Raw genomic sequence first — 21,300 nt, 5'->3', positions numbered from 1 at the left:
CGCCCCCGCCCCCGCCCCCGCCGTACGGGCGTCGGAACCGGCTGTCGACGCCCTCCCCGAACAGGGCCAAATCGTCGCTTTATTAAGGGAGTTGTACGCGAGCGCGCTCGGCTACCCGCCCGAGGTGCTGACCGGCGACGCCGACCTGGAAGCGGACCTCGGCGTCGACTCGATCAAGCAGACCGAACTGTTCGCCCAGGCCGTCACCCGCTTCGGCCGGAGCCTGCCGACCGAGGGCTCCCGCCTGACCAGCCACACCACCCTGGACGCGCTCGCGGGGCTGCTGCGCACCCTGCCCTCCGCCTCGGGAGCACCGGTATGAGCACCGAAACGAACACCCCGCACATCCCGCATAGCCCGAGCAACCCGAGCAGCCCGCACAGCGGGACCGAACGGGACTTGACCGGAAAGGTCGCCCTGGTCACCGGCGGCGGCAAGGGCGTGGGGGCGGCGATCAGTCGCGAACTGGCCGCGCGCGGCGCGTTGGTGGTGGTCAACCACTTCCACTCGCCGCAGGCCGCCGAGGAGACGGTCGCCGTGATCCGGGCGGCCGGCGGGCGGGCCGAGGCGCTGCGGGGCAGCGTCGCCAAGCGCGAGCAGGTGGCGGCGATGTTCGCGACGCTGGCCGAACGGCACGGCGGCGTGGACGTCCTGGTCAACAACGCGGCGCGGGGCGTGTTCGCCCGGTACGACGACCTCACCGACTCCGAGTGGCAGCGGGCGCTGGACACCAACCTGCACGGCGCCCGCTGGTGCGCGCTGGCGGCGGCCCCGCTGATGGCCGCCCGGGGCGGCGGGGCGATCGTGAACGTGTCCTCCATCGGGGCGGGGCTGGCCATGGACAACTACCTGCTGGTGGGCGTCTGCAAGGCCGCGCTGGAGGCGCTGACGCGCTACCTGGCCGCCGACCTGGGGCCCGCCGGGATCCGGGTGAACACCGCCTCGGCCGGACTGCTGGACAACCCGACGGCCGCCCTCTTCCCGGGCGCGGACGCCCTGCGGGCCACCTGCGCGGCCGCCGCCCCGCTCGGCGGGGTGGGCCACGAGGACGACCTGGCCCGGCTGGTGGCCTTCCTGGCCTCGCCGCGGTCCCGCTGGATCTCGGGACAGTGCCTGCTCGCCGACGGCGGCCTCTCGGTGGGCCGCGCCATGCTCACCCCGCAGCCCCCGGCACCCCTGGCGCCACCGGCACCCCTGGCGCCCCCGGCCCCCGTGCCGCCCGTGGAACCCACCGCCCCGGTGCCCTTCCTGGCGCCGTCCTCCCCGGTCCGGGGTGCGGCCCGGACCGTCGCGGTGGTCGGTGCGGGCCTGGTCGCCCCGGGGGTCGGTGACCCGGAGGAACTCTGGCGGCGGCTGGTGCAGGGCGTCCCGCAGTTCGGCGAGCCCGGGGCGCGCTTCCCGCTGGAGCACTTCTGGTCCCCCGAGGAGGCCGCGGACCGCACCTACAGCCGGGTGGCCGGCTACCTCCGTCCGGCACCCGACCCCGCCGAGGACTTCCTCACCGCCTGGACGCGCACCGCGCTGCTCCAGTGCGGTGCGCCGGTTCTCGCTTCCCGCGAGGGAGTTCGCACCGCCTGCTTCGCCGGGGCCTGGGCCGAGGGCTCGCAGCACGTGGAGGAGAGCGTCCTGGTGGAGGCCGCCGTCGCCGGCCTCGCCGCGCACTGGCCCGATCCCGTCTCCCCCGCCATCCTGCGGGCGCGGCTGCGGCACCGGCTGCGCGCCGCGTACCCGCACGCGGGCCCGCCGGACGAGCACCTCCCGCTCGCCGCCGTCCGCGCCGCCGTGGCCGCGCTGCTGCCGGGGCCGGTACCCGTCCAGGTGGTCGACACGGCGTGCTCGTCCGCGCTGTACGCGATCGACCTGGGCACCCGGGCCCTGCTCGACGGGGAGTGCGAACTCGCGCTCTGCGGCGGGGCGTTCTCGCTCGGGCCGCGCTACAGCGTGCTGTTCTCGCGGCTGCGCGGGCTGAGCCGTTCCGGTGCGGTGCGGGCGTTCGACGCGGACGCGGACGGGGTGCTGTTCTCCGACGGGGCGGCGTTCGTCGCGCTCAAGCGGCTGGACGCGGCGCTGGCCGACGGCGACCGGGTGCTGGGCGTCCTGGCCGGGTTCGGTGCGGCCTCGGACGGCCGGGGGCGGGCGGTGCACGCGCCCAACTCATCGGGCCAGCAACGGGCGTTGGCCCGGGCCCGGGCGGTGTCGGGGCTGGCCGCCGATCGGGTCGACTGGGTGGTGGCGCACGCCACGGGGACGCCGGTCGGCGACGGGGTCGAGCGCGGGGTGCTGTCCGAGCAACTGCCGCAGGCGTGGTGCACGTCGAACAAGTCGGTGGTCGGGCACACCGGTTGGGCGGCCGGTGCGGTCTCGGTGGTGCACGCGCTGCAGGGCCTCGCGCACTCCACCGTCCCGCCGCAGGTCCCGTACCGGGCTCCGGACGGCGCGCCGCCGCTGCGGGTGCCGACCGATCCGGTGCCCTGGCCGCGCCCCGCGGACCGGCCGCGCACGGTCGGGGTGTCGGCGTTCGGATTCGGCGGCACCAACGGGCACTTGCTGATCCAGGACGCCCCGCGCCCCGGCGGGGCGGCACCGCCCTCGCTGCCCGCCCCCGTCCCGGACGACCCGGTGGTCGTGGTAGCCTGGTCGGCCCACCTCCCGGGCGCAGCGGACGTCGAGCAGCGACTGATGCTCCGTCAGGATCCTTCCCCTGCAAGGTCTTTCGGGCCACGCTACCCCCTCCCGCCGTTCGACGAGGTGCGCCTGCCCGCCCCGACGGCCGCGCGCGTCGACCGGGCCCAACTGATGGCGCTGCAGGCCGTGGCGGCCCTGGCCCGTCCGGACGCCCCGCCCTGGTGGGCGGAACTGCGGGAGCACTGCGGGGTGTTCGCGGCACACACCGGCGTCCCGTCGGCGTCGCCGGACATCACGGTCCGCTGCCACGCCGCCGCGCTGACGGCCGCGCTGGCCTCCGCCTCCGGCTCCGTTCCCCGGCCGCCGGACGACGACCTGGACCCGGCGGCACTGCGCAAGGCCACCGAGGCCTTCCTGGACGCGGTGCGCGAACGCACCGACCCCGGGGAGGACACCCTCGCCGGGCTGATGCCGAACGTGATCCCGGCCCGGATCGCCGCCCGGCACGACCTGCACGGGCCGACCATGACGCTCGACACCGGCCCCACCTCGGGCCGCACCGCCCTGCGCGCCGCGGCCGCTCACCTGCGGCGCGGAGAGCTGGAGTTGGCGCTGGTGCTGGGCGTCAACGGCGTCTGCGACCCCGAACGGTCCACGGCGGAGGGCGCGTTCGCCCTGCTGCTCACCCGGGCGTCCGTCGCCCGCACCCGGCAGTGGCCGGTGCTCGACACGCTCGACGCCGTCCTCACCGCAGTGGAGCACCCCGAACCCGAGCCCGCCCCCACCCCCACCCCCGCCTCCGAGCCCACCCCCGACCGCTGGAACTACCTCGGCGCGGAGGACCTGCTGACGGCCGTCCGCCACCTGGTCACCCACCACCACCGACCCACCGCCCCGCACCCCCTCACCTGGCGGCACACCCTCTCCTGGCAGCCCGCCGGTGACCCCGAGCAGCGTCAACTCCAGTACCCCTCCGAGACCTTGCTGATCACCGGCCCCGCCCAGGAAGCCGCCCTCCGCGCCGCCGCACCGGGCGTCCGGCTGCTCGCCGTCCGGGCGGACGAGGACCCGGAGCGGGCCGTCGACCGCGTCCTGGCCGAGCACCCGGAGGGGTTCCGGCACCTGCGGGTGGTCGCCGACCTGCACGCCGCCCCGCCGTGGCCCGCGCCGCCGACGGCCGGGCTGCTGGCCGTGCAGGAGGCGGCGTTCTGGGCGGTGCGCCAACTGCGCGACCGGCTGGGCAGCTTGGCGATCGGCGTGGCGTCCCCGTTCCGCGCGGGCGAGGCCGCTCCGCACGCCAATCTGTTCACCGGCTTCGTCAAGTCGCTGGCCTGGGAACTGCCGGACTGCACCGTCCGCGCGCTGGTCTCGGACCGCACCGACCCGGCGGCCGTGCTGTCCACCCTGGAGGGCGAACTCGCCCGCCCAGCCGACGGGTTGCCCGTGGCCCGGCACCGCGGCGGCACCCGCCTCGTCCAACGCCTGACCGCCTCCGCCGTCGCCCCTGTTTCCGCCCCGCCCGCTCCCCCGCTGTCCCCGCACCCGGTGGTGGTCGCCACCGGCGGCGCGCGCGGCATCACGGCCGCCTGCCTGCTCGGCCTGGCCGGTCAACTCCCGCTGCGGGTGCACCTGGTGGGTTCGAGTCGTCCCGCCGAGGTGCCGGACGGGCTGCTGGACGCGGCGGAGGCGGAGCTGCCCGCGGCCCGGGCCCGCCACATCACCGCCGAGCGCGCCCGGACCCCGGGGCGACCGGTGGGCGAGATCAGCGCCGACTTCGACCGGCTGCTGCACGCCCGCGAGTCCGCGCTGACGCTGCGCGCGCTGCGCACGGCCTGCGGTGCCGAGCACGTGCACTTCCACACCTGCGACGTGACCGACCCGGCCGCCGTCCGGGCCGTCGCCGAGGCCGTCCGGGCCCGGGAGGGACGGGTCGACCTGCTGGTGAACGGCGCGGGGCTGCACCACCCGGGCGACATCACGCGCAAGACGCTGCCGGGCATGCGCCGGATCCGCGACGTCAAGCTGTCCGGCTACCACCACCTGCGCGCCGCGTTCGACGGCCCGCTCGCCCCGGGGCTGTGGTGCAACTTCGGCTCGGTGACCGGCGTGGTCGGCCTGCCCGGCGAGAGCGACTACTCACCCGCCAACGACTTCCTCTCCGCCGCCGCCCAATCCGCCTCCGACGACCGGGAGTTCACCATCGCCTGGACGATCTGGGACGAGACCGGCCTCGGCTCCGGCCCCGTCGTCCAGTCGTACACGGCCCGCACGGCTCGGCTGTCCCGGATGAGCACCGCCGAGGGCGTCGCCCACTTCCTGGCCGAACTGCGCCGCCGCAGCCGCCCGGAGGGCCGGACCGACCGGTTGGTGACCTTCGTCGGCGAGGCCGAGCACCGCTCCTTCGACACCCGCTTCCCGGGCCTGCGCACAGCCCCCGCCGTCCCGGAACCCACCCCGCCCCCGGCTCCGCGGCCCGCCCTGCCGACCGCCTCCCCCGGGCTGCTCGGCCCCCCGGCCCTCCACCAACCCGGCCGTTCCGTATGGGAGTTGTCGATCGACCTGGACGCCCACCCCTTCCTCCGCCACCACCTGGTGGACGGCCGCCCCACCGTGCCGGGCGTCGTGCTGGCCGACCTCGCCGTCCAGGCCGCCCGCTCCCTCGTCCCGGGGGCGGCCTTCCGCAGCGTCGACGCCCTCGCCTTCCGCGCCTGGGTCCGGGCCCGCACCGACGGCCGCCCCGCCCGCTTCCGGGTCGAGGCCCACCACCGCCCGGCGCACCCCACCCACGGGAGCTCCGCGGTCCGGGTGAGCATCCGCTCGGACGTGCTGGCGCCGGACGGACGGGTGCTGGCCGCCGACCGGGAGCACTTCCGCGCCACCGTCCGGCTCGGCGGCCCGCCCCTGCTGCCCGTCCCGCACGCCCCGGCCCCGCCCGGCACCCGTCCGGTCGGCACCCGTCCGCCCAGCACCCGTCCGCCCAGCACCCGTCCGGTCGGCGACCCGTACTACGACTCGGCCTCCCCCGTCCTGCTCACCGGCGCCTTCCGGGCCACCGCCGACTGGCGCGCCACCGCCACCGGCACCACCGCCCACTGGCGGCCCGACCCGGACGCCCTCGCCGTCCTGCCCCGGCTCGGCACCCCGGCCGTCCTGCTGGACAGCCTCGCCCGCACCCCCGCCCTCGCCCCCGGCCCGGACGGCCGGCACCCCGTCGCCGTGCCGCAGCACATCGAACGGATCACCCTGCACCCGCTGCCCGGCAGCGGCGGCCGCGACCTGCCCGGCGACGACCACGACCTGCTGCGCGCCCACCCGGCGGGCCTGCACCTGCACCACTCCGCCGCGAACGGCACCAGCACCGCCACCACCGCGGAGGGCGCGGTCCTCGCCCAGGTCACCGGCCTGCGCTCCACCGTCCTGGCCCACCTCCCGCCGCCCTCCCACCACCACCCCTTCCGGTGACGCCCCCTCCAGTGACGCTCCCCCGCTTCCCCCACTTCCCCCACTTCCCCACGACGGGAGCACCGCCCATGGACCTCACCGGGAACGTCGCCCTGATCACCGGCGGCACCCGCGGCATCGGCCTCGCCATCGCCAGCGCCCTGCACGCCCACGGCGCCCGCCTGCTGCTGACCGGCCGCTCCGAGCGGGGCGGCCGCTCCGCCCTGGCCCGGCTGGACGGCGGCCCGGACATCGCCTTCCGCGCCGCCGACGCCACCGTCCGGGCGGACGCCGAGCGGGCGGTGGACGAGGCGGTGGAGCGGTACGGGCACCTGGACGTGGTGGTCAACAACGTCGGCGGCGCCACCGCCTTCGCGACCGTCGCCGACATCACGGACGAGGTCTGGCGCGAGACCCTCTCGCTCAACCTGGACTCCGCCCTGCACACCACCCGCCGCGCCCTGGCCCACCTGCTGCCGCAGCGCTCCGGGCGGATCGTCAACATCGCCTCGGTCGAGGGCCGCGACCCGGACCCGGGGCTGTGCGCGTACGCGGCCGCCAAGCACGCGCTGATCGGGTTCACCCGGGTGCTGGCCAAGGAGGTCGGGGCGTACGGCGTCACCGCCAACTGCGTCTGCCCGGGCCCGGTGGAGACCGACTGGTTCACCGAGCAGGGGCCGCGCGCGGCGGAGGTGCTCGGCACCGACTACCCGGGCCTGGTGCAGCACTTCACCGACCGCACCGCCACCGGACGGCTGACCCGCCCGGACGAGGTGGCCGCGGCGGTGCTGCTGCTGGCCTCCCGGGCGGGCGCGGGCATCACCGGCGCCTGCCTCCCGGTCGACGGCGGCATGACCCCCTGAGGAACCGCGCCGCCGTCGACTCCCCCGCCGTCGCCCCCGCCGTCGACTCCCCTTACCGTCGGCCCCCGGAAAATCCGTTGTACACCGTAGAAGAACTCCTCTACGGTGTACAACGAGCGGCCGCCCGGCCGTCCCGACCTGCCCGGGGAGTCCCCTTTGTCCCAAGCCTCCGTCCCCCTGCCCGCCGCCCCGCACCCGCGGCGGTGGGTCATCCTGGCGGTGGTCTGCCTGGCCACGCTGGTGGTGCTGCTCGACAACACCGTGCTCAACGTGGCCATCCCCTCCCTGACCGAGGACTTGGGCGCGGGCACGGCCGACATCCAGTGGATGATCAACGCGTACGCGCTGGTGCAGTCCGGCCTGCTGCTGACGGCGGGCAGCCTGTCCGACCGCTACGGGCGCAAGCGCGCACTGCTGATCGGCCTGGCGCTGTTCGGCGCGGGGTCGACGGCGGCGGCCCTGGCCCAGACCTCCGGCCAGCTGATCGCCGCCCGGGCCGGGATGGGCATCGGCGGCGCGCTGCTGATGACCACCACGCTGGCGGTGGTAATGCAGGTGTTCCAGGGCGCCGAGGTGCCGAAGGCGATCGGCGTCTGGGGGGCCGTCAGCTCGCTGGGCTTCGCGGGCGGCCCGCTGCTCGGCGGCCTGCTGCTGGCGCACTTCTGGTGGGGTTCGATCTTCCTGGTCAACATCCCGGTGGCGCTGCTCGGCCTGGTCGCGGTCGCCCGCCTGCTCCCCGAGAGCAAGGACCCTTCGGGCCGCCGTCCGGACGTCCCGGGTGCGGTGCTGTCGACGGTCGGCATGGTCGGCCTGGTGTACGCGATCATCTCCGGCCCGGTGCACGGCTGGGGCTCCGGCCCGGTGCTGCTGTCGGGGGCGGTCGGCCTGGCCGCGCTGGCGGCCTTCGTCGCCTGGGAGGCCCGCACCCCCACCCCGATGCTGGACATGGCCTTCTTCCGGAACCGGCGCTTCAACGGCGCGGTGGCGGGCGGCATCCTGGTCGCGTTCGGCATGGCGGGCTCGCTGTTCCTGCTCACCCAGTACCTGCAACTGGTGCTCGGGTACCGCCCGTTGGAGGCGGGCCTGCGGATGTCGCCGCTGGCCCTGGTGATCGTGCTGCTCAACCTGACGGGCGTCGGCGCCCGGCTGCTGCCGCGGATCGGCTTCGCGGGCGCCGTCGCGATCGGCATGGGGCTGCTGGCCGGTGGCCTGGCGCTGCTCGCCGCGATGGGCTCCGGCCACGGGTACCCGGGGCTGCTGGCGGGCCTGCTGCTGATGGGCTGCGGCATCGCGGTGGCGAGCCCGGCGATGGCCGCGGCCGTGATGGGCGCGATCCCGCCGGAGCGGGCCGGGGCCGGCGCGGGCGTGCAGGGCACGGTCACGGAGTTCGGCGGCGGCCTGGGCGTCGCGGTCCTCGGCGCGGTCCTCGGCTCCCGCTTCGCGGCGGGCCTGCCGGAGGCCGTCCCCGCCTCGGCGGCGAAGTCGCTGCCGGAGGCGCTGGCCTCCGCCCCGGACGGCACCACCCGGCAGGCGGTGCACGACGCCTTCGCCCACGGCCTGACGTCCAGCCAGTTGATCGGCGCCACGGCCGTCCTGCTCGGCGGCCTGCTCTCCGCGGCCCTGCTCCACCGCGCCGACCGCCCGGCCGCCACCCCCTCCGGCAGCGACGCCCCGGAGCCCGTCCCCACCGCCCGCTGACCGCCCGCCCCTCCGCCCCCAGGCCGTACGGTGGTGCCACCCGTCGAAGCGAAGGAGCACCGTGGCCACCAAGCGAGCCTCACAGGTCAAGAAGAGCGTGTGGCTCACCCCCGGCCCGGTCCGCGGCCGCCGCTCGCCGCGCGCGGGCGAGGGCGGGCCGGGCAGCCTGGACCGCGAGGTGATCGTCGCCGCGGCCGTCCGCCTGCTGGACGAGCAGGGCGAGGCGAAGTTCTCGATGCGCGGCCTGGCGGCCCGGCTCGACGTCACGCCGATGTCGCTGTACTGGTACGTCGCCGACAAGGACGACCTGCTGGAGCTCGCACTGGACGTGGTGGCGGGCGAGATGGCCCGGCCCGAGGTCGGCGACGGCAGCGACTGGCAGGCCGGCCTGCGGGCCCTGGCCGTGACCTGGCGGGCCGCCATGCTGGCGCACCCCTGGGCGATCCGGATCCACGGCGACTACCTGAACATCGGGCCGAACTCGATGCGCTACTCCGCCCGCGCCCTGGAGATCGCCCGCTCCTCCCCGCTCTCCGAGGCCGACGCGATGGCGGCCCTCTCGGCGATCTTCCAGTACACCTACGGCTTCACCGCCACCGAGGTCAACTGGTCCGAGAAGGCCGCCGAGGCCGACGGCACCACCGACGACCTGATCGAGGAGATCACCGAGGCCGTCCGCACCCTCCCGGGCGTCGCCGACTCCGGCGTCCTCATCGAACGCCCCCGCGAGCCCGACCACCTGCTCCGCGAACGCGACTTCCACCGCGCCCTCGACTGGCTCCTGATCGGCATGCAGTCCGGCCTCCACTGACCGCCCGACCCGCCCCTGCACCCGTCCCTCCGCGGCAGGCTCGCACGACTGCGACCACCGAGCCCGTTCTCCCACCCGTCAACCTGTGATGTGGCGAACAGCGGCGGTGCCCGGTGCAGGGCTACCACTCGCCCCCGCCTCCGGAAGAGTGGTGGCATTCGAACAACCCGGCCAGTTCAGGAGGTCCCGGTGCCGGAGACAGAGAACGGAGCCGTCCGCCAGCCGTCCGTCGCGGCGGAGACGGTCCTCGCGGCCAGGTCCGCAGCAGTACTGGTGGAGCTCCAGCGTGCCGACGGAAAGGCTGCCGCGCTCTGCGCACTGTCCGGTGGCACGCTGGCTGCGGTACTGACGGCCGGCCCGGTGTGGTCCGCCGGGTCGGCGTGGGAGGTCGCCGTCGTACTGGCCGGTTGTGTGCTCCTGCTGGCCGCCATGGCTGCCGCGCTCCTGGCGCTCCGTCCCGCGCTTCCGCGGAACCGGTCACTGGCCGAACTGGAAGCCTTCCGGTCCAGTGCGAGGAGGTCGGCGAACACGCTCGCCGACCTCCTCGCACTGGACCGATCGGCTCTGGCCGTGCTGGAGGCGCGGCGACTGCGGCGACTCGCCGGACTCGCGGATCGGAAGTTCCGCGCCGTCCGAACTTCGGTGGACCTGATCGTCGCAGCCTGCACAGTGACCGGAATCGGGCTGTTGATCTCCTACGTGAATTGAGAGCATCATCCCGCTGCTGTCCGACGGAATGCAGGGGGGGCATGTGTATCTTTGCCATGAATCTCTCATCGGCGATCAACTCTGGTCGAAACTTCGACATCTCGCGCCGGAACGCAACCGTCCCGCCAGATCCGTGCTGCTCCGCCAGGGCGACCCGGGAACTCAAGTGATTCTGCTCAGTTCAGGCTCGACCCTGGTCACCTTGACGGGTAGCGGCGGGGAACGCACGCTGCTCGCCGTCCGCGGCCCCGGTGAACTGCTCGGCGAGCTCGCGGTCCTGGACGACCAACCGCGCTCGGCCTCGGTGATCGCCGCCGAACCGTGCCGCGTCCACCTCATCCCCGCCCCCGACTTCATCAATTTCGTCAACGAACACGATTTGATGGCCCCACTGCTCCGGCACGCCATTGCCCGTGTCCGGGAAGCGGAGGCGGTCCGCCTGGAAATGGCGACCTCCCCGGTACCGGTACGCCTGGCAGCGGCCTTGGGCCGTCTGGTCCGGGCGGCTTCACAGAGCGGCGCGGAGACACTGGTCCGATTGACCCAGACCGAACTCTCCCAGTTGATCGGCGCCTCCCGGAACGGAGTGGGAAGCGCGCTCAAGCCCTGGCGTGAGCGCGGATGGCTCGGCACCGAGGCAGGCGGCGGACTGGTCATCCGGGACATGTCCGCCATCGAGACCGACGCGCGCACCTGAGTGACGCAGACCACCGCGGTGGTGCCCAGTACTGGGCACCACCGTTCTGTCCGGCCGAGCAGCATGGGGCCTCGTCCACCGCCCCGACTGCCGGAAGGCCGCCCCGTGACCTCTTCCCCCTCGACCCCGGACCACGCCCTGCCGGGTCTCGACGTCCCGCCCGAACGAGCCGTCGTGGTCATCGACATGAAGGGCTACAGCCGACTCCCCGAAGTACAGATGGCGGTGGTCCGCTCCGACCTGGACAGCGTCCTGGAGACCGCCTTCGTCCAGAGCGGGCTCCCCGCCCCCCGCTCCTTGGGAGACGGTTACAAGGACACGGGCGACGGCGCCATCCTGGTCCTCCCGCCCGAGCACGCGGCCCGGTTGGTCGATCCGCTGCTGGGGAACTTGAGCGCCGCGCTCCAGCGCTACGAAGGCGTCCGGATGGCCTCCGCTCCGCCGCTCCGCCTCCGTGCCGCCGTCCACGTCGGTCCCTTGAGCGTCCCCGACCACCGCGGTGCCGCAATCAACGACGCCTGCCGACTGGCCGACAGCGCCGTCGTTCGGCACGCCGTCGATGCCGCGGTCGACAACGGCCTGTTCCTGGCCGCCGTCCTCTCCGAGCCCGTCTACCAGCGCTCAGTTCCGGCCGGGCGCACCCGACCGGAACTGACGGAGCGCCAGTTCCTGGCAGCCGAGGCCCGAGTGGCCGACAAGCCCGACTTCGGGCAGTCGTGCCGGCTCTTCGTGCCCGGCCTGCCCGCCGGCGCCCTCCGCCGGTACCTGCCGGAGCCCGCCGACCCCGCCTCCCCGGCACCGGCTCCCCCCTCCGCCCCCGAACACGCCGTACCGGACCGACCCTCCCGCGCGGGGGCCACCTTCACCTTCCACAGCGAACTCAGGGACTCCGTGGTCGCGGACCACATCGACACCCTTCGGATGCGCTGAACCGTCATCGCCCGTTGCTCCTGCTCGTCCCGCCCGCACCATAGGAGAAATCCGTGACCGACCTCCCTTACCCGCCCCGAACCGCCGACGGACCGCAGGACGAGGGGCAGTGGAACGACGACCTCGGGAACCGGCTACCGCCCTGGGTGAACGCCGCACAGCACCAGCGGCCGGAACGACCCGCCGCCTCGTTGGAGGCCGCTCCGGGATCGCCCCCCGCCCCGATGCCGCTGCTCGAGGCGCCTCCGGCCGAAACGGTTCCGGCCCTGCCCGCGGTCCAGGAGGTGGCTCCGGGCGTCCTCAGCGGCACCGTGCCCACGAACCACTTCCACGGGCCGGTGGACGTCGCCGCCGGCGTCATCGAGCAGTTGATCATCGAAACCCGCAAGCGGGACCTCCTCGAGGGCGAGGAGGTGAACCGCGCGGCGCTGCTGGAACAGCCCTTCGTCCGCGATGCGTGGGTGGGCGCGTGGAGGGAAGCGCTCGACCCGGTCACCAAGCGGTTGCGGGTTCCCGTACTGATCGTCCTCGCACCCCGTTCGATCGGCTCCACCACCTTCGCCCTGCGACTGCTGGCGGAGGGCACCTCGCCGGACACCACCCTGGTCAAGCTCCAGGCGGACTGGAGCAAGCCGCTCCGCAGCAAGTTCCCCCTGGAACGGCGGCATGCCTTCCAACTCGACCTCAAGGACCCGAGAACCGACCGGGTCTCGGCCGAGTTCCTCAACACGCTGGTGAAGCACGCCGATGACCTCGCCAAGTGCGGTTCCCACCTGGTGCTGACGGTGGCCCAGGAAGTCTGGGACGCCCTCGCCCCCGCCTCCCGGGCCGGCCTGCAGGTGCTCCGCCTGACCGAGTCCCCCGCCGCCGAAATGGTGGTGGACGCCCATCTCGTGGCCGAGGGACACCACGAACCGGCCGAGCGGATCCGGAAGCTGGACCAGGCCCAGTCCAGACTGCACGGGCTCAACGCGGTGGCAGCGGTCCGGGCGGCCCATCGGATCGTTGCGGCCTGGCAGGAGGCGCAGCTCCCCCTCCTGCTCCAGAACAAGACGGACCGCAGCGCTCCGAAGACGTTCGAGGACCGCGCCCTCGGAGCGCTGTCGGACTGGCGCGGGGAGTTGGACGAGCTCTTCGGGGACCGTACCGCCGTCGGCGACAAGGCCGACCCGTCGTTGGCGGTCGAGGACCGGTACCTGCTGCTCAGCCTGGCCGTGCGACAGTCCGCACCGGTCTCCCTGGTGTCCGCCGGGGCGAGGAAGTTGCAGGAGGCGGTGGAACTCTCGAACGACGGCACGGCAGCAAGCACCGCCCAGAGCGCCTTCGCCGGGCGTGGCCTGCGGCGACGGATCCAGGACGTCGGCGCCACGGTCGACGGGCACGACAAGGTGCTCTTCGACCGGCCCGCGTACGGACAGGCCGTGCTCGAGTACGTCTGGGACAACTACGAGACGATGCGCACCCCGCTGCTCAGTTGGCTGGCTTCCCTCGCCGGCCAGCCCGACCCGGCGGACCCGGCGCTCCGGGCGCTCGCGTCCCTGGCACTGCGCCACGGCACCGGTGACCACCTCAACGAACTGTCCAAGCTGGTCGCCCCGGATCTGCTGGGCGCCGTCCTCCGGACCGCGGTGCTCGACGAGCACGTCGGGCGGCTCGTCTGGAGCGTTCTCTACCACTGGGCCGGGCAGGTGGGCAACGCGCCCACCGTGGTCTCCACCTGCCGACTCGTACTGGCCGATTCCGAGGTCGGTTCCGCTGCGGCAAAGATGGCCGTGGTCCGGTTGAGGCGGGTGGCCCGCACCACCTCCGATCCGGTCGTCCGGGAGAACGTGCTCGCGGCCTTCGACGAACTCGCCGGTCAGCCCGCGGGCCGGAGCCGGCTGCTCGCCGAAGTCCGGGCCTGGCAGTCGGGCAAGGCCACGCCCGAGAGCGGAGGCCTGGCCTTCCTCGCCCTGATGTCGGTGCACAGCCAGGGGCTGCCGTGGCTGCTGTCGCAGGAGGCGGCGGAGATCGACGCGCAGCAGGCCCTGGCCCATCTGCTGAGCGGCTCCGAAACGGGGGTCCGGGTCATCCCCCGGATCACCGACTGGATCCACGCCAGCGCAGACGAACGCGAGAACTACGAGCAGCTCCGCGACCAGTTGCTCGTTCCGCTGCGCGGCCACCGGATGCTCCAGGCCGGGATGAACCTGATGAAGGCGCTCGCGGGTTCCGCCACCGCGCAGGGCGTCAACATCGCCGAGGACTTCTACGAGCACCTGGTCGCTTCCCCGATCCGGTCCGTCTTCCCCCTCGAGGATGCTGCTCGATGAGGTGGCCGTGGCAACGGGGTGCACGCTCCACCGACTGCCCTCGCCCCTGCCAGTTGCCCAGCGCCGAGCCGGACGTGCCCTTCGTGGCCTCCTTCACCGCGCTCTGGCGGCCCGTCGCGCGGCACCGGGTCAATCTGCCGGAACAGGTCCGCAGCGACCTCCGCTCCGCAGCCTCCGCTGTCACGGCAGAACTGCCACCGGACGACCTGCTCGGAGCCGAGGACACCCTGAACGCCGCACTCGGTGTTCCCGGAAGCCGGCGCGCTCCTCATTACCGGTTGCTCTCGGTGAAGTTCTCCCTCCGCCTGTCCCCCTCCTCCCAGGAGGTCCTGGCCGCGCGGCGAGCCGACGTTGCGCGGATCCGGCGCCTGGAGTTCCTCAAGACGGCCCTCTACGAACGCCCGGACCTTCTGGTGCTCGACCACCTGGAGCGCACTTCCGAGCTGCCGGAAGAGGAAGTGCTCGCCGAACTGCAGCGGCTCTCCCGCTCCATCAAGTCCTGCGGTGCGTGGTGGCAACCGCTCCTGGAGGTGTGGGAGTCCCTCGGAGCCGGGTTCGGGGACGTGGAGATCCGGCACAAGGCGATGGAGGCGTTGCTCCAGCTCTCCGCGGAGGCGTTGCGGGCGGCCACGGCACCTCCGGGGCGAGCGTCTCCGGACGGACGGGTCGGATGAAGGCGGCCCTGTGGCGGTTCCTGCTCGCACCGCTGACGAGTCTGCGGGCACTGCGCATCCGGCGGCTCAGCCGCGACCCGTTCGACTTCGACAGTGCCTGGCGGCAGGCCCGGATGCACCGTGCACCGGATGAGTTCGAGTTCCTCCTCCGGCGTTGCGAGCAGGACGCGGAGGCCCGTCGGTCCGACGCCCAGCACGATCGGCCGTCCTCCGGGAGCGCCGATCGCCTCAGGTGAACTCCTGCTGGCAGCGCTCCAGCCAGTCGAGTTCGGCCTGCAGGTGGAGGACCTCGCCCTCGATCAGGAGGCGGGAGACGCCGTGGTCGGGGGCCTGGTCGGCGGTGGCGTGCAGGCCGCGGATGGTGGAGAGGCAGTGGGAGCGCTGGAGGTCGATCAGGGCGCGCGGGTCGGCGAGGCGGGTGCGCGGGGCGAGGACGAGCTTGAGGAAGAACTCCTCGCGGACCTTGCCGCCGTCGGAGGGCCGGGCGAACCAGTCGGCGAGCGCGCGCCGCCCGGCCTCGGTGAGGGCGAAGACGCGTTTGGAGGGGCGGCCGTCCTGGGCGACGTCCTGCCCCTCGATCAGGCCGGACTTCTCCAGTCGGCCGAGCGTGACGTACACCTGCCCGTCGTTGGTGCGCGAGTAGGCCGGGCCGAACGTGGACTCCAGGGCGCGCCGGAGCTGGTAGCCGTGCGCGGGGCCCGTGGCAAGCAGCGCGAGGAGCGGAAGCCGCACTCGGTTGCCTCCCTTCGAGGTGAGTGGGGGAGTGCGCCGTGCGGCCGAACTTCGTCGGTCGTACGCCGGGCGGCTCTCCTTGGCTTTGCCCTACCCCGTTGTGCGCCCCCTTATTCGCCCTGATTCGCCCCAACTGGTGGCACTCGAAGGTGCAGTAGGTGACATCTTCACCTCCTGTCTCCTGGACATGCCCTTTGGCCTATACCTAACATCTAGGTATCTCCGAGGAACTGACACGACGTCAGGCCCTGCGGACCTGTGCCTGTCAGCGCGACCTCCCTCGCGCGCTCCCGTGAAGGTGACGCATGATCACGTCCGTCGTCCCCGCCGACCCGCCGCGCCCCGCGGAGGGCCTCCCGGCCTCGGCCGTCCTCACCGTGGACGCACCGCTCCCGGAGGAACGGCCGGCCCCGGCCGCCCCCGACGTGCCGTGGTGGCGCGACGCGGTGATCTACCAGGTGTACGTGCGCAGCTTCCAGGACTCCGACGGCGACGGCATCGGCGACCTGCCGGGCGTGCGGGCCCGGCTGCCGTACCTGAAGCGGCTGGGCGTGGACGGGGTCTGGCTGAACCCGTTCTACCCGTCGCCGCAGCACGACCACGGCTACGACGTGGCGGACTACAAGGGCGTGGACCCGATGTTCGGCACCCTGGAGGACTTCGACCTGCTGGTCGAGGACTGCCGGAAGCTGGGCCTGCGCCTGGTGCTGGACACCGTGCCGAACCACTGCTCGGCCGAGCACCCGTGGTTCCTGGAGGCGCTGGCCGCCGCCCCGGGCTCGACCTCCCGGGCCCGGTTCCACTTCGCGGACGGCCGGGGCGCGGACGGCGAGCTGCCGCCGAACAACTGGCGGGCGATGTTCGGCGGCCCGGCGTGGTCCCGGATCACCGAGCCGGACGGCACCCCGGGCCAGTGGTACCTGCACATGTTCACCCCGGAGCAGCCGGACCTGAACTGGCGCAACCCCGAGGTGCCGGTCGAGTTCGAGAAGGTGCTGCGGTTCTGGCTGGACCGGGGCGTGGACGGCTTCCGGATCGACGTCGCGGCGGGCCTGTTCAAGCACCCCGAGCTGCCCGACTCCCCGGACCCGGAGGCGGACGAGCGCACCCGCGACTCGGTCAACCCGCTGGCCTGGAACCAGCCGGAGGTGCACGAGGTGTGGCGCTCCTGGCGGGCGATCTGCGAGGAGTACACGGCGCTGGACGGCCGCCAGCGGCTGCTGGTCGGCGAGGCCTCGGTGCCGACCCCGGCCGAGCAGGCCAAGTACGTGCGCGGGGACGAGCTGCACCAGGCGTTCTTCTTCCACCTGCTGCACGCCCCGTGGGACGCCGAGCACTTCCACCAGGTGATCGACGCCGCGGTGCGGGACATCACCGCGACCGGCTCGACGGTGACCTGGGTGCTGAACAACCACGACCAGGTCCGCACCACGACCCGCTTCGGCAGCCCGGAGCGGGCCCGGGCGGCCGCGCTGCTGATGCTGTCGCTGCCGGGCGCGGCGTACCTGTACCAGGGCGAGGAGCTGGGCCTGCCGGAGGTCGACGACCTGCCGGACGAGGTGATCACCGACCCGATCTTCCACCGCACCGGCAACCGCAAGGGCATCCGGGACGGCTGCCGCGTCCCGCTGCCGTGGGCCGGGACGGAGGCGCCGTACGGGTTCGGCCCGGAGGGTTCGGCGCCGACCTGGCTGCCGCAGCCCGCCTCGTTCGCCCGGCACACCGCGGAGCGGGCGCTGGCCGACCACACCTCGCCGTACCACCTGTACCGGGAGGCGCTGCACCTGCGCCGCCTGCTGCCGCAGCTGGGCGAGGGGACGCTGCGCTGGATCGAGACCCCGCCGAACGTGCTGGCCTTCGCCCGGGGCGACGGCCTGCTGGTGGCCACCAACTTCGGCACCGTCCCGGCCCCGGCGCCGGTGACCGGCCAGCCGCTGCTGTCCTCGGGCCCCTGCCCGGCCGGGGTGCTGCCGCCCGCCACCACCGCCTGGTGGATCCAGCCGCGGCTCTGACCCCGCCCCGCCCCGCCCCGCCCCCGGCGTCCGATCGACCGCCGGGGGCGGCCCCGTTCCCAGGACACGCCCGAAATTCGCAGCGAACTCACACCGTTCGCCGAGTTTGGATCGCAAGGCCCGGAATTGGGCTGCCGATGGTCAGTTCTTTACCTGTCGCGTGACCGAAATAACCCATTCGGGCGTTCACATCGTGGACATACGGTCGATGTCCGCAGGTCAGCCCTGGGACAATGGTGCAGACCATCGGTCCCACCCCGTCGACCGACGCGTGTCAGGCGCGCCGCCGACGGTCCTCAACGGCGAGGAGGACCAAGGACGCTCCCCGGGACGGGAGCGCCCTCGTGCACCATCCGCTCACGGAAGGTTGTGCCTGAATGCCGGCCACCCCCAGCCCTGCCGCGTCCACCGACGCCGGCGCCCGCCTGATCGAGCCGCTGTACCAGGAAGTCCTGCGCCGCAACCAGGGCGAGAACGAGTTCCACCAGGCGGTCCGCGAGGTCCTCGAAACCCTCGGCCCGGTGCTGCAGCAGCGCCCCGAGCTCGTCGACGCCCGGATCGTCGAGCGCGTCTGCGAGCCCGAGCGACAGCTGATCTTCCGGGTGCCGTGGTCCGACGACAAGGGCGGCATCCACGTCAACCGTGGCTTCCGGGTGGAGTTCTCCAGCGCCCTCGGCCCCTACAAGGGCGGCCTGCGCTTCCACCCCTCGGTCAACCTGGGCATCGTCAAGTTCCTGGGCTTCGAGCAGATCTTCAAGAACGCCCTGACCGGCATGCCGATCGGCGGCGGCAAGGGCGGCTCCGACTTCGACCCCAAGGGCCGCTCGGACGCCGAGATCATGCGCTTCTGCCAGTCCTTCATGACCGAACTGCACCGCCACCTCGGCGAGTACACCGACGTCCCCGCCGGTGACATCGGCGTCGGCGGCCGCGAGATCGGCTACCTGTTCGGCCAGTACAAGCGGATCACCAACCGCTACGAGTCGGGCGTGCTCACCGGCAAGGGCCTGGGCTGGGGCGGCGCGCAGGCCCGCACCGAGGCCACCGGCTACGGCTGCGTGATGTTCACCGAGGAGATGCTGCACACCCGCGGCGAGAGCCTGGCCGGCCAGCGCGTGGTCGTCTCCGGCTCCGGCAACGTGGCCATCTACGCGATCGAGAAGGCCCAGCAGCTCGGCGCGACCGTGCTCACCTGCTCCGACTCGACCGGCTACGTGGTGGACGAGAAGGGCATCGACCTGGCCCTGCTCAAGGAGATCAAGGAGACCCGCCGCGGCCGCGTCTCCGACTACGCCGAGGCGCGCGGCTCGCACGTGAAGTACGTGGCCGGCACCGGCGTGTGGAACGTCCCCTGCGACGTGGCGCTGCCCTGCGCCACCCAGAACGAGCTGCACGAGGCGGACGCCCTCGCGCTGGTCCGGGGCGGCGTCAAGGCCGTCGCCGAGGGCGCCAACATGCCCACCACCCCCGAGGCCGTCCGGGTCCTCCAGGAGGCGGGCGTCGCCTTCGCCCCCGGCAAGGCCGCCAACGCGGGCGGCGTCGCCACCTCGGCGCTGGAGATGCAGCAGAACGCCTCGCGCGACTCGTGGACCTTCGAGCACACCGAGGCCCGCCTCGGCGAGATCATGAAGCACATCCACGACTCCTGCTACACCACCGCGGAGAAGTACGGCAGCCCCGGCAACTACGTGGTCGGCGCGAACATCGCCGGCTTCGAACTGGTCGCCGACGCGATGCTCGCCCAGGGCCTGATCTGACGATCCACCCCACCGGGCCCGGACCGCACCGCGGTTCGGGCCCTTCGCGCGAAAAGGGCTGTTCGCCCACGTCCGGGGGCAGTGCCTTGATCCCCGGCGCCGCGGACGGACGCGCGGCGGGGAGCGGCGGGGAGCGGCGGGGAGCGGTGGAGGACGGTCGTGACAGGTGGGCAGTTCGCCCCGGCGGGCCCGCTCGGGGCTCCGCAGCAGAGCGCGTGGCAGAAGCACCGGCTCCTGCGCACGGCGGTGCTGACGGCCGGCGGCGCCGTGCTGCTGGTCAGCGGCGTGCCGAACGCGGTGGAACTGCGGGAGGTCCACCGGCGGCCGGTGCTGCGGATGACGGCCGACTACTGCGTCACCGTGACGGCCTCCGGGGAGAGCACCGTCGTGTGCCTCGGCCGCGGCGGCCCCGGTGACAGCGGCGTCACCGCCGGGGACTGGACGCTGCGCGACCTGCCGGAGGCCCGCCCCTCGGGCACCGTGCTCCCCGTCCAGTGCGATCCGGACGGTCGCTGCGCGTCCCCCTGGCCGGACGCTGGTACCTGGAGCCGTTCGGCCGCACCGCGTTCGGCGCGCTGCTCCTCGCCCTGGGACTGACCTCCCTCTCCCGCGAACTCCCCCCGGCCCGGCTGCCCCGGCTGTCCCGGCTGCCCCGGCTGTCCCGCACCCGCTTCCGCCACTGGACGTGGGCCTCCTGCGGGGGCCTCGCCGTACTGCTGGCCGGCACCGAGGCCGCCCACCTGTTCGCCTGACGCCCCGTCCGCTCCGCCGTGCCCGCCCCCGGCTGTTCCCGCAGGTCCCGGGGGCGGTAGGTTGTGCCGTCACGCCGTGACCGGCGGATGCGCACGGGGAAGGGCGGGATCGCCATGTCCGGGAGGTCCGGGAGGAGCGGGACGCCGCGCGGCGTCGGCTGCCGCACCACTGGCGGGCCCCGGGCCGACCGCTCCCGGGGGACCGGCGCCACCACCGGGCCGCGGGCGCACGACGGCGCGCCGCCCGACCGCCGGACGGGCACCGCCCTCGTCACCGGACCCCTGCCGCACGTGCTGACCTGACGCCGCACCACCCACCGGGGCGCGGCCCGGCAGAAGCCCCGCGCACCACCGCCGCGAGGAGAGTGAGGGACGCGATGCCCGGACGCCACCACCCGGAACGGGCCGGGACGGGCACCGCCCCGGAACCGCCCGCGCCACCTGCGCCCCGCCCGCCGTCCGGGCCGTCCGAACCGTCCGGACCGTCCGGGCCGCCGCAGGCGCACTGGTGGTGGGCCCGGCGCCTGACCCGGGACGTCCCCGAACCGACGCTGCTCGCCATCGGTCTCGCCCTGGCCACGGTGGCCGCGGGCCTCGCCGGGGCCTGCTACTCGGCGTTCGCGTTCGCCGACCTGGCCGAGGCGGGCCGCCGCCCGGAGGTACGGGTGACCGTCTCCTCCTGCACGGCGTACACCGTGAAGGGGCGGGTGCCGCACGAGCAGATCGACTGCTACGGCCGGAGCGCAGCCGCCCCGACCGGCGGCCCGACCGACGGCCCGACCGGTGCCGCGGCGGAGCAGTGGCGGCTGCGGGGCGTCGGGTACCGGAGCCCGGGCGAGGCGGTGGCGGTGCGCTGCGAGGACGGCGGCACCTGCTGGCCCGACCTGAAGGCCTGGCTCGGCGCCGGAACGTTCTCCGGCGGCATCGCACTGGCCATCCTGACCGTCGGCGGCTACCGCACCGGCCGCCTGCTGACCCTCCGTCACGCCCCCGGCCGCGCCGCGTTCTTCACCCGCCGCTCCACCTTCCTCACCCTGGCCGCCCTCGGCACCACGAGCTTCCTACTGGTGGCCGGCTCGCTCTTCACCGGCCTGCTCTCCGGCTGACCCACCCCGCCCTCCACCCACCCCCGCCCGGGACGGCGGGTCGCACCGGCCGCCGCCGCCCGTCGCGGCCGACACTGGCCAGGTGGCTCTGTCCCGTAATCGGTGGTAGCGCTCTGTGGTGGTCACTGGAGGAGGATGCGGTGGCGGAGCAGAGGGAACCTGGCTCGGCCGTGCATTTGCCT

At 74.1% G+C, this 21,300-nt stretch carries 16 protein-coding genes; 15 read left to right on the top strand and 1 reads right to left on the bottom strand.

Features of this window, described 5'->3' with window-relative positions; genetic code table 11:
* The first annotated feature begins 91 nt into the window (after positions 1 to 91).
* The 11 genes from OO57_RS33795 (at position 92) to OO57_RS33745 (ending at position 14,995) form a co-directional block, all read left to right on the top strand.
* Positions 92 to 322 carry an acyl carrier protein gene (locus OO57_RS33795; protein WP_033256590.1) on the top strand — a complete coding sequence of 77 codons (231 nt, stop codon included), beginning with the start codon at positions 92 to 94 and terminating at the stop codon, positions 320 to 322.
* The gene (locus tag OO57_RS40045) at positions 319 to 6,087 is read left to right on the top strand and encodes an SDR family oxidoreductase (RefSeq protein ID WP_081974153.1); all 5,769 of its coding nucleotides are present in this window, start codon (positions 319 to 321) and stop codon (positions 6,085 to 6,087) included. Before OO57_RS33795 ends, OO57_RS40045 begins: the two co-directional genes overlap by 4 nt.
* 68 nt (positions 6,088 to 6,155) lie before the next feature.
* Entirely contained in the window at positions 6,156 to 6,929 is a 774-nt protein-coding gene (locus tag OO57_RS33785) for an SDR family NAD(P)-dependent oxidoreductase (protein ID WP_033256589.1), read from the top strand.
* Positions 6,930 to 7,085: 156 nt separating this feature from the next.
* On the top strand, positions 7,086 to 8,627 hold the full coding sequence (locus OO57_RS33780) for an MFS transporter (RefSeq protein WP_051778599.1): 1,542 nt from the start codon (positions 7,086 to 7,088) through the stop codon (positions 8,625 to 8,627).
* 61 nt (positions 8,628 to 8,688) lie between these two features.
* Entirely contained in the window at positions 8,689 to 9,438 is a 750-nt protein-coding gene (locus OO57_RS33775; protein ID WP_033256588.1) for a TetR/AcrR family transcriptional regulator, read from the top strand.
* A 189-nt stretch (positions 9,439 to 9,627) separates the two neighbouring features.
* Positions 9,628 to 10,146, top strand: a complete 519-nt coding sequence (locus OO57_RS33770; protein ID WP_033256587.1) for a Pycsar system effector family protein — start codon at positions 9,628 to 9,630, stop codon at positions 10,144 to 10,146.
* A gap of 28 nt (positions 10,147 to 10,174) precedes the next feature.
* A complete protein-coding gene (locus OO57_RS33765; protein ID WP_081974152.1) occupies positions 10,175 to 10,843 on the top strand; it encodes a Crp/Fnr family transcriptional regulator in 669 nt (222 codons plus the stop codon).
* Between the two features lie 105 nt (positions 10,844 to 10,948).
* On the top strand, positions 10,949 to 11,773 hold the full coding sequence (locus OO57_RS33760; protein ID WP_033256586.1) for a hypothetical protein: 825 nt from the start codon (positions 10,949 to 10,951) through the stop codon (positions 11,771 to 11,773).
* Positions 11,774 to 11,826: 53 nt separating this feature from the next.
* Positions 11,827 to 14,085, top strand: coding sequence for a hypothetical protein (locus tag OO57_RS33755; RefSeq protein ID WP_234337622.1), 2,259 nt, complete (start codon positions 11,827 to 11,829; stop codon positions 14,083 to 14,085).
* Positions 14,086 to 14,138: 53 nt separating this feature from the next.
* Positions 14,139 to 14,759, top strand: a complete 621-nt coding sequence (locus OO57_RS33750) for a hypothetical protein (protein ID WP_234337621.1) — start codon at positions 14,139 to 14,141, stop codon at positions 14,757 to 14,759.
* Positions 14,756 to 14,995, top strand: coding sequence for a hypothetical protein (locus tag OO57_RS33745; protein WP_033256585.1), 240 nt, complete (start codon positions 14,756 to 14,758; stop codon positions 14,993 to 14,995). Before OO57_RS33750 ends, OO57_RS33745 begins: the two co-directional genes overlap by 4 nt.
* Here OO57_RS33745 and OO57_RS33740 read toward each other — a convergent pair.
* Positions 14,988 to 15,491: a PadR family transcriptional regulator gene (locus tag OO57_RS33740; RefSeq protein ID WP_033256584.1), complete on the bottom strand. Its 504-nt coding sequence runs from the start codon at positions 15,489 to 15,491 to the stop codon at positions 14,988 to 14,990. The genes OO57_RS33745 and OO57_RS33740 overlap by 8 nt on opposite strands.
* A gap of 305 nt (positions 15,492 to 15,796) precedes the next feature.
* Here OO57_RS33740 and OO57_RS33735 point away from each other — a divergent pair, with 305 nt between their 5' ends.
* From OO57_RS33735 to OO57_RS33710, 4 genes are all read left to right on the top strand, one after another.
* Positions 15,797 to 17,503: a glycoside hydrolase family 13 protein gene (locus OO57_RS33735; RefSeq protein ID WP_234337620.1), complete on the top strand. Its 1,707-nt coding sequence runs from the start codon at positions 15,797 to 15,799 to the stop codon at positions 17,501 to 17,503.
* 377 nt (positions 17,504 to 17,880) lie between these two features.
* Positions 17,881 to 19,260, top strand: coding sequence for an NADP-specific glutamate dehydrogenase (gene gdhA, locus OO57_RS33730; protein WP_033256583.1), 1,380 nt, complete (start codon positions 17,881 to 17,883; stop codon positions 19,258 to 19,260).
* Positions 19,261 to 19,754: 494 nt separating this feature from the next.
* Positions 19,755 to 20,012, top strand: coding sequence for a hypothetical protein (locus tag OO57_RS33720; protein ID WP_033256581.1), 258 nt, complete (start codon positions 19,755 to 19,757; stop codon positions 20,010 to 20,012).
* Positions 20,013 to 20,389: 377 nt separating this feature from the next.
* Positions 20,390 to 21,118 carry a hypothetical protein gene (locus OO57_RS33710; protein ID WP_051778596.1) on the top strand — a complete coding sequence of 243 codons (729 nt, stop codon included), beginning with the start codon at positions 20,390 to 20,392 and terminating at the stop codon, positions 21,116 to 21,118.
* Positions 21,119 to 21,300 lie beyond the last annotated feature (182 nt).

Origin of the sequence: Kitasatospora phosalacinea, assembly GCF_000717185.1 — a bacterium.
Lineage (GTDB): Bacteria > Actinomycetota > Actinomycetes > Streptomycetales > Streptomycetaceae > Kitasatospora > Kitasatospora phosalacinea_A.
This window is presented reverse-complemented; position numbering and strand designations above follow the sequence as displayed.

Bases quoted from the DNA above. Each gene is read 5' to 3' on its own strand.
- OO57_RS40045 (WP_081974153.1), top strand. From the start codon at position 319: ATGAGCACCGAAACGAACACCCCGCACATCCCGCATAGCCCGAGCAAC.
- OO57_RS33785 (WP_033256589.1), top strand. From the start codon at position 6,156: ATGGACCTCACCGGGAACGTCGCCCTGATCACCGGCGGCACCCGCGGC.
- OO57_RS33765 (WP_081974152.1), top strand. From the start codon at position 10,175: ATGCAGGGGGGGCATGTGTATCTTTGCCATGAATCTCTCATCGGCGAT.
- OO57_RS33745 (WP_033256585.1), top strand. From the start codon at position 14,756: ATGAAGGCGGCCCTGTGGCGGTTCCTGCTCGCACCGCTGACGAGTCTG.
- OO57_RS33735 (WP_234337620.1), top strand. From the start codon at position 15,797: ATGATCACGTCCGTCGTCCCCGCCGACCCGCCGCGCCCCGCGGAGGGC.
- gdhA (WP_033256583.1), top strand. From the start codon at position 17,881: ATGCCGGCCACCCCCAGCCCTGCCGCGTCCACCGACGCCGGCGCCCGC.
- OO57_RS33710 (WP_051778596.1), top strand. From the start codon at position 20,390: ATGCCCGGACGCCACCACCCGGAACGGGCCGGGACGGGCACCGCCCCG.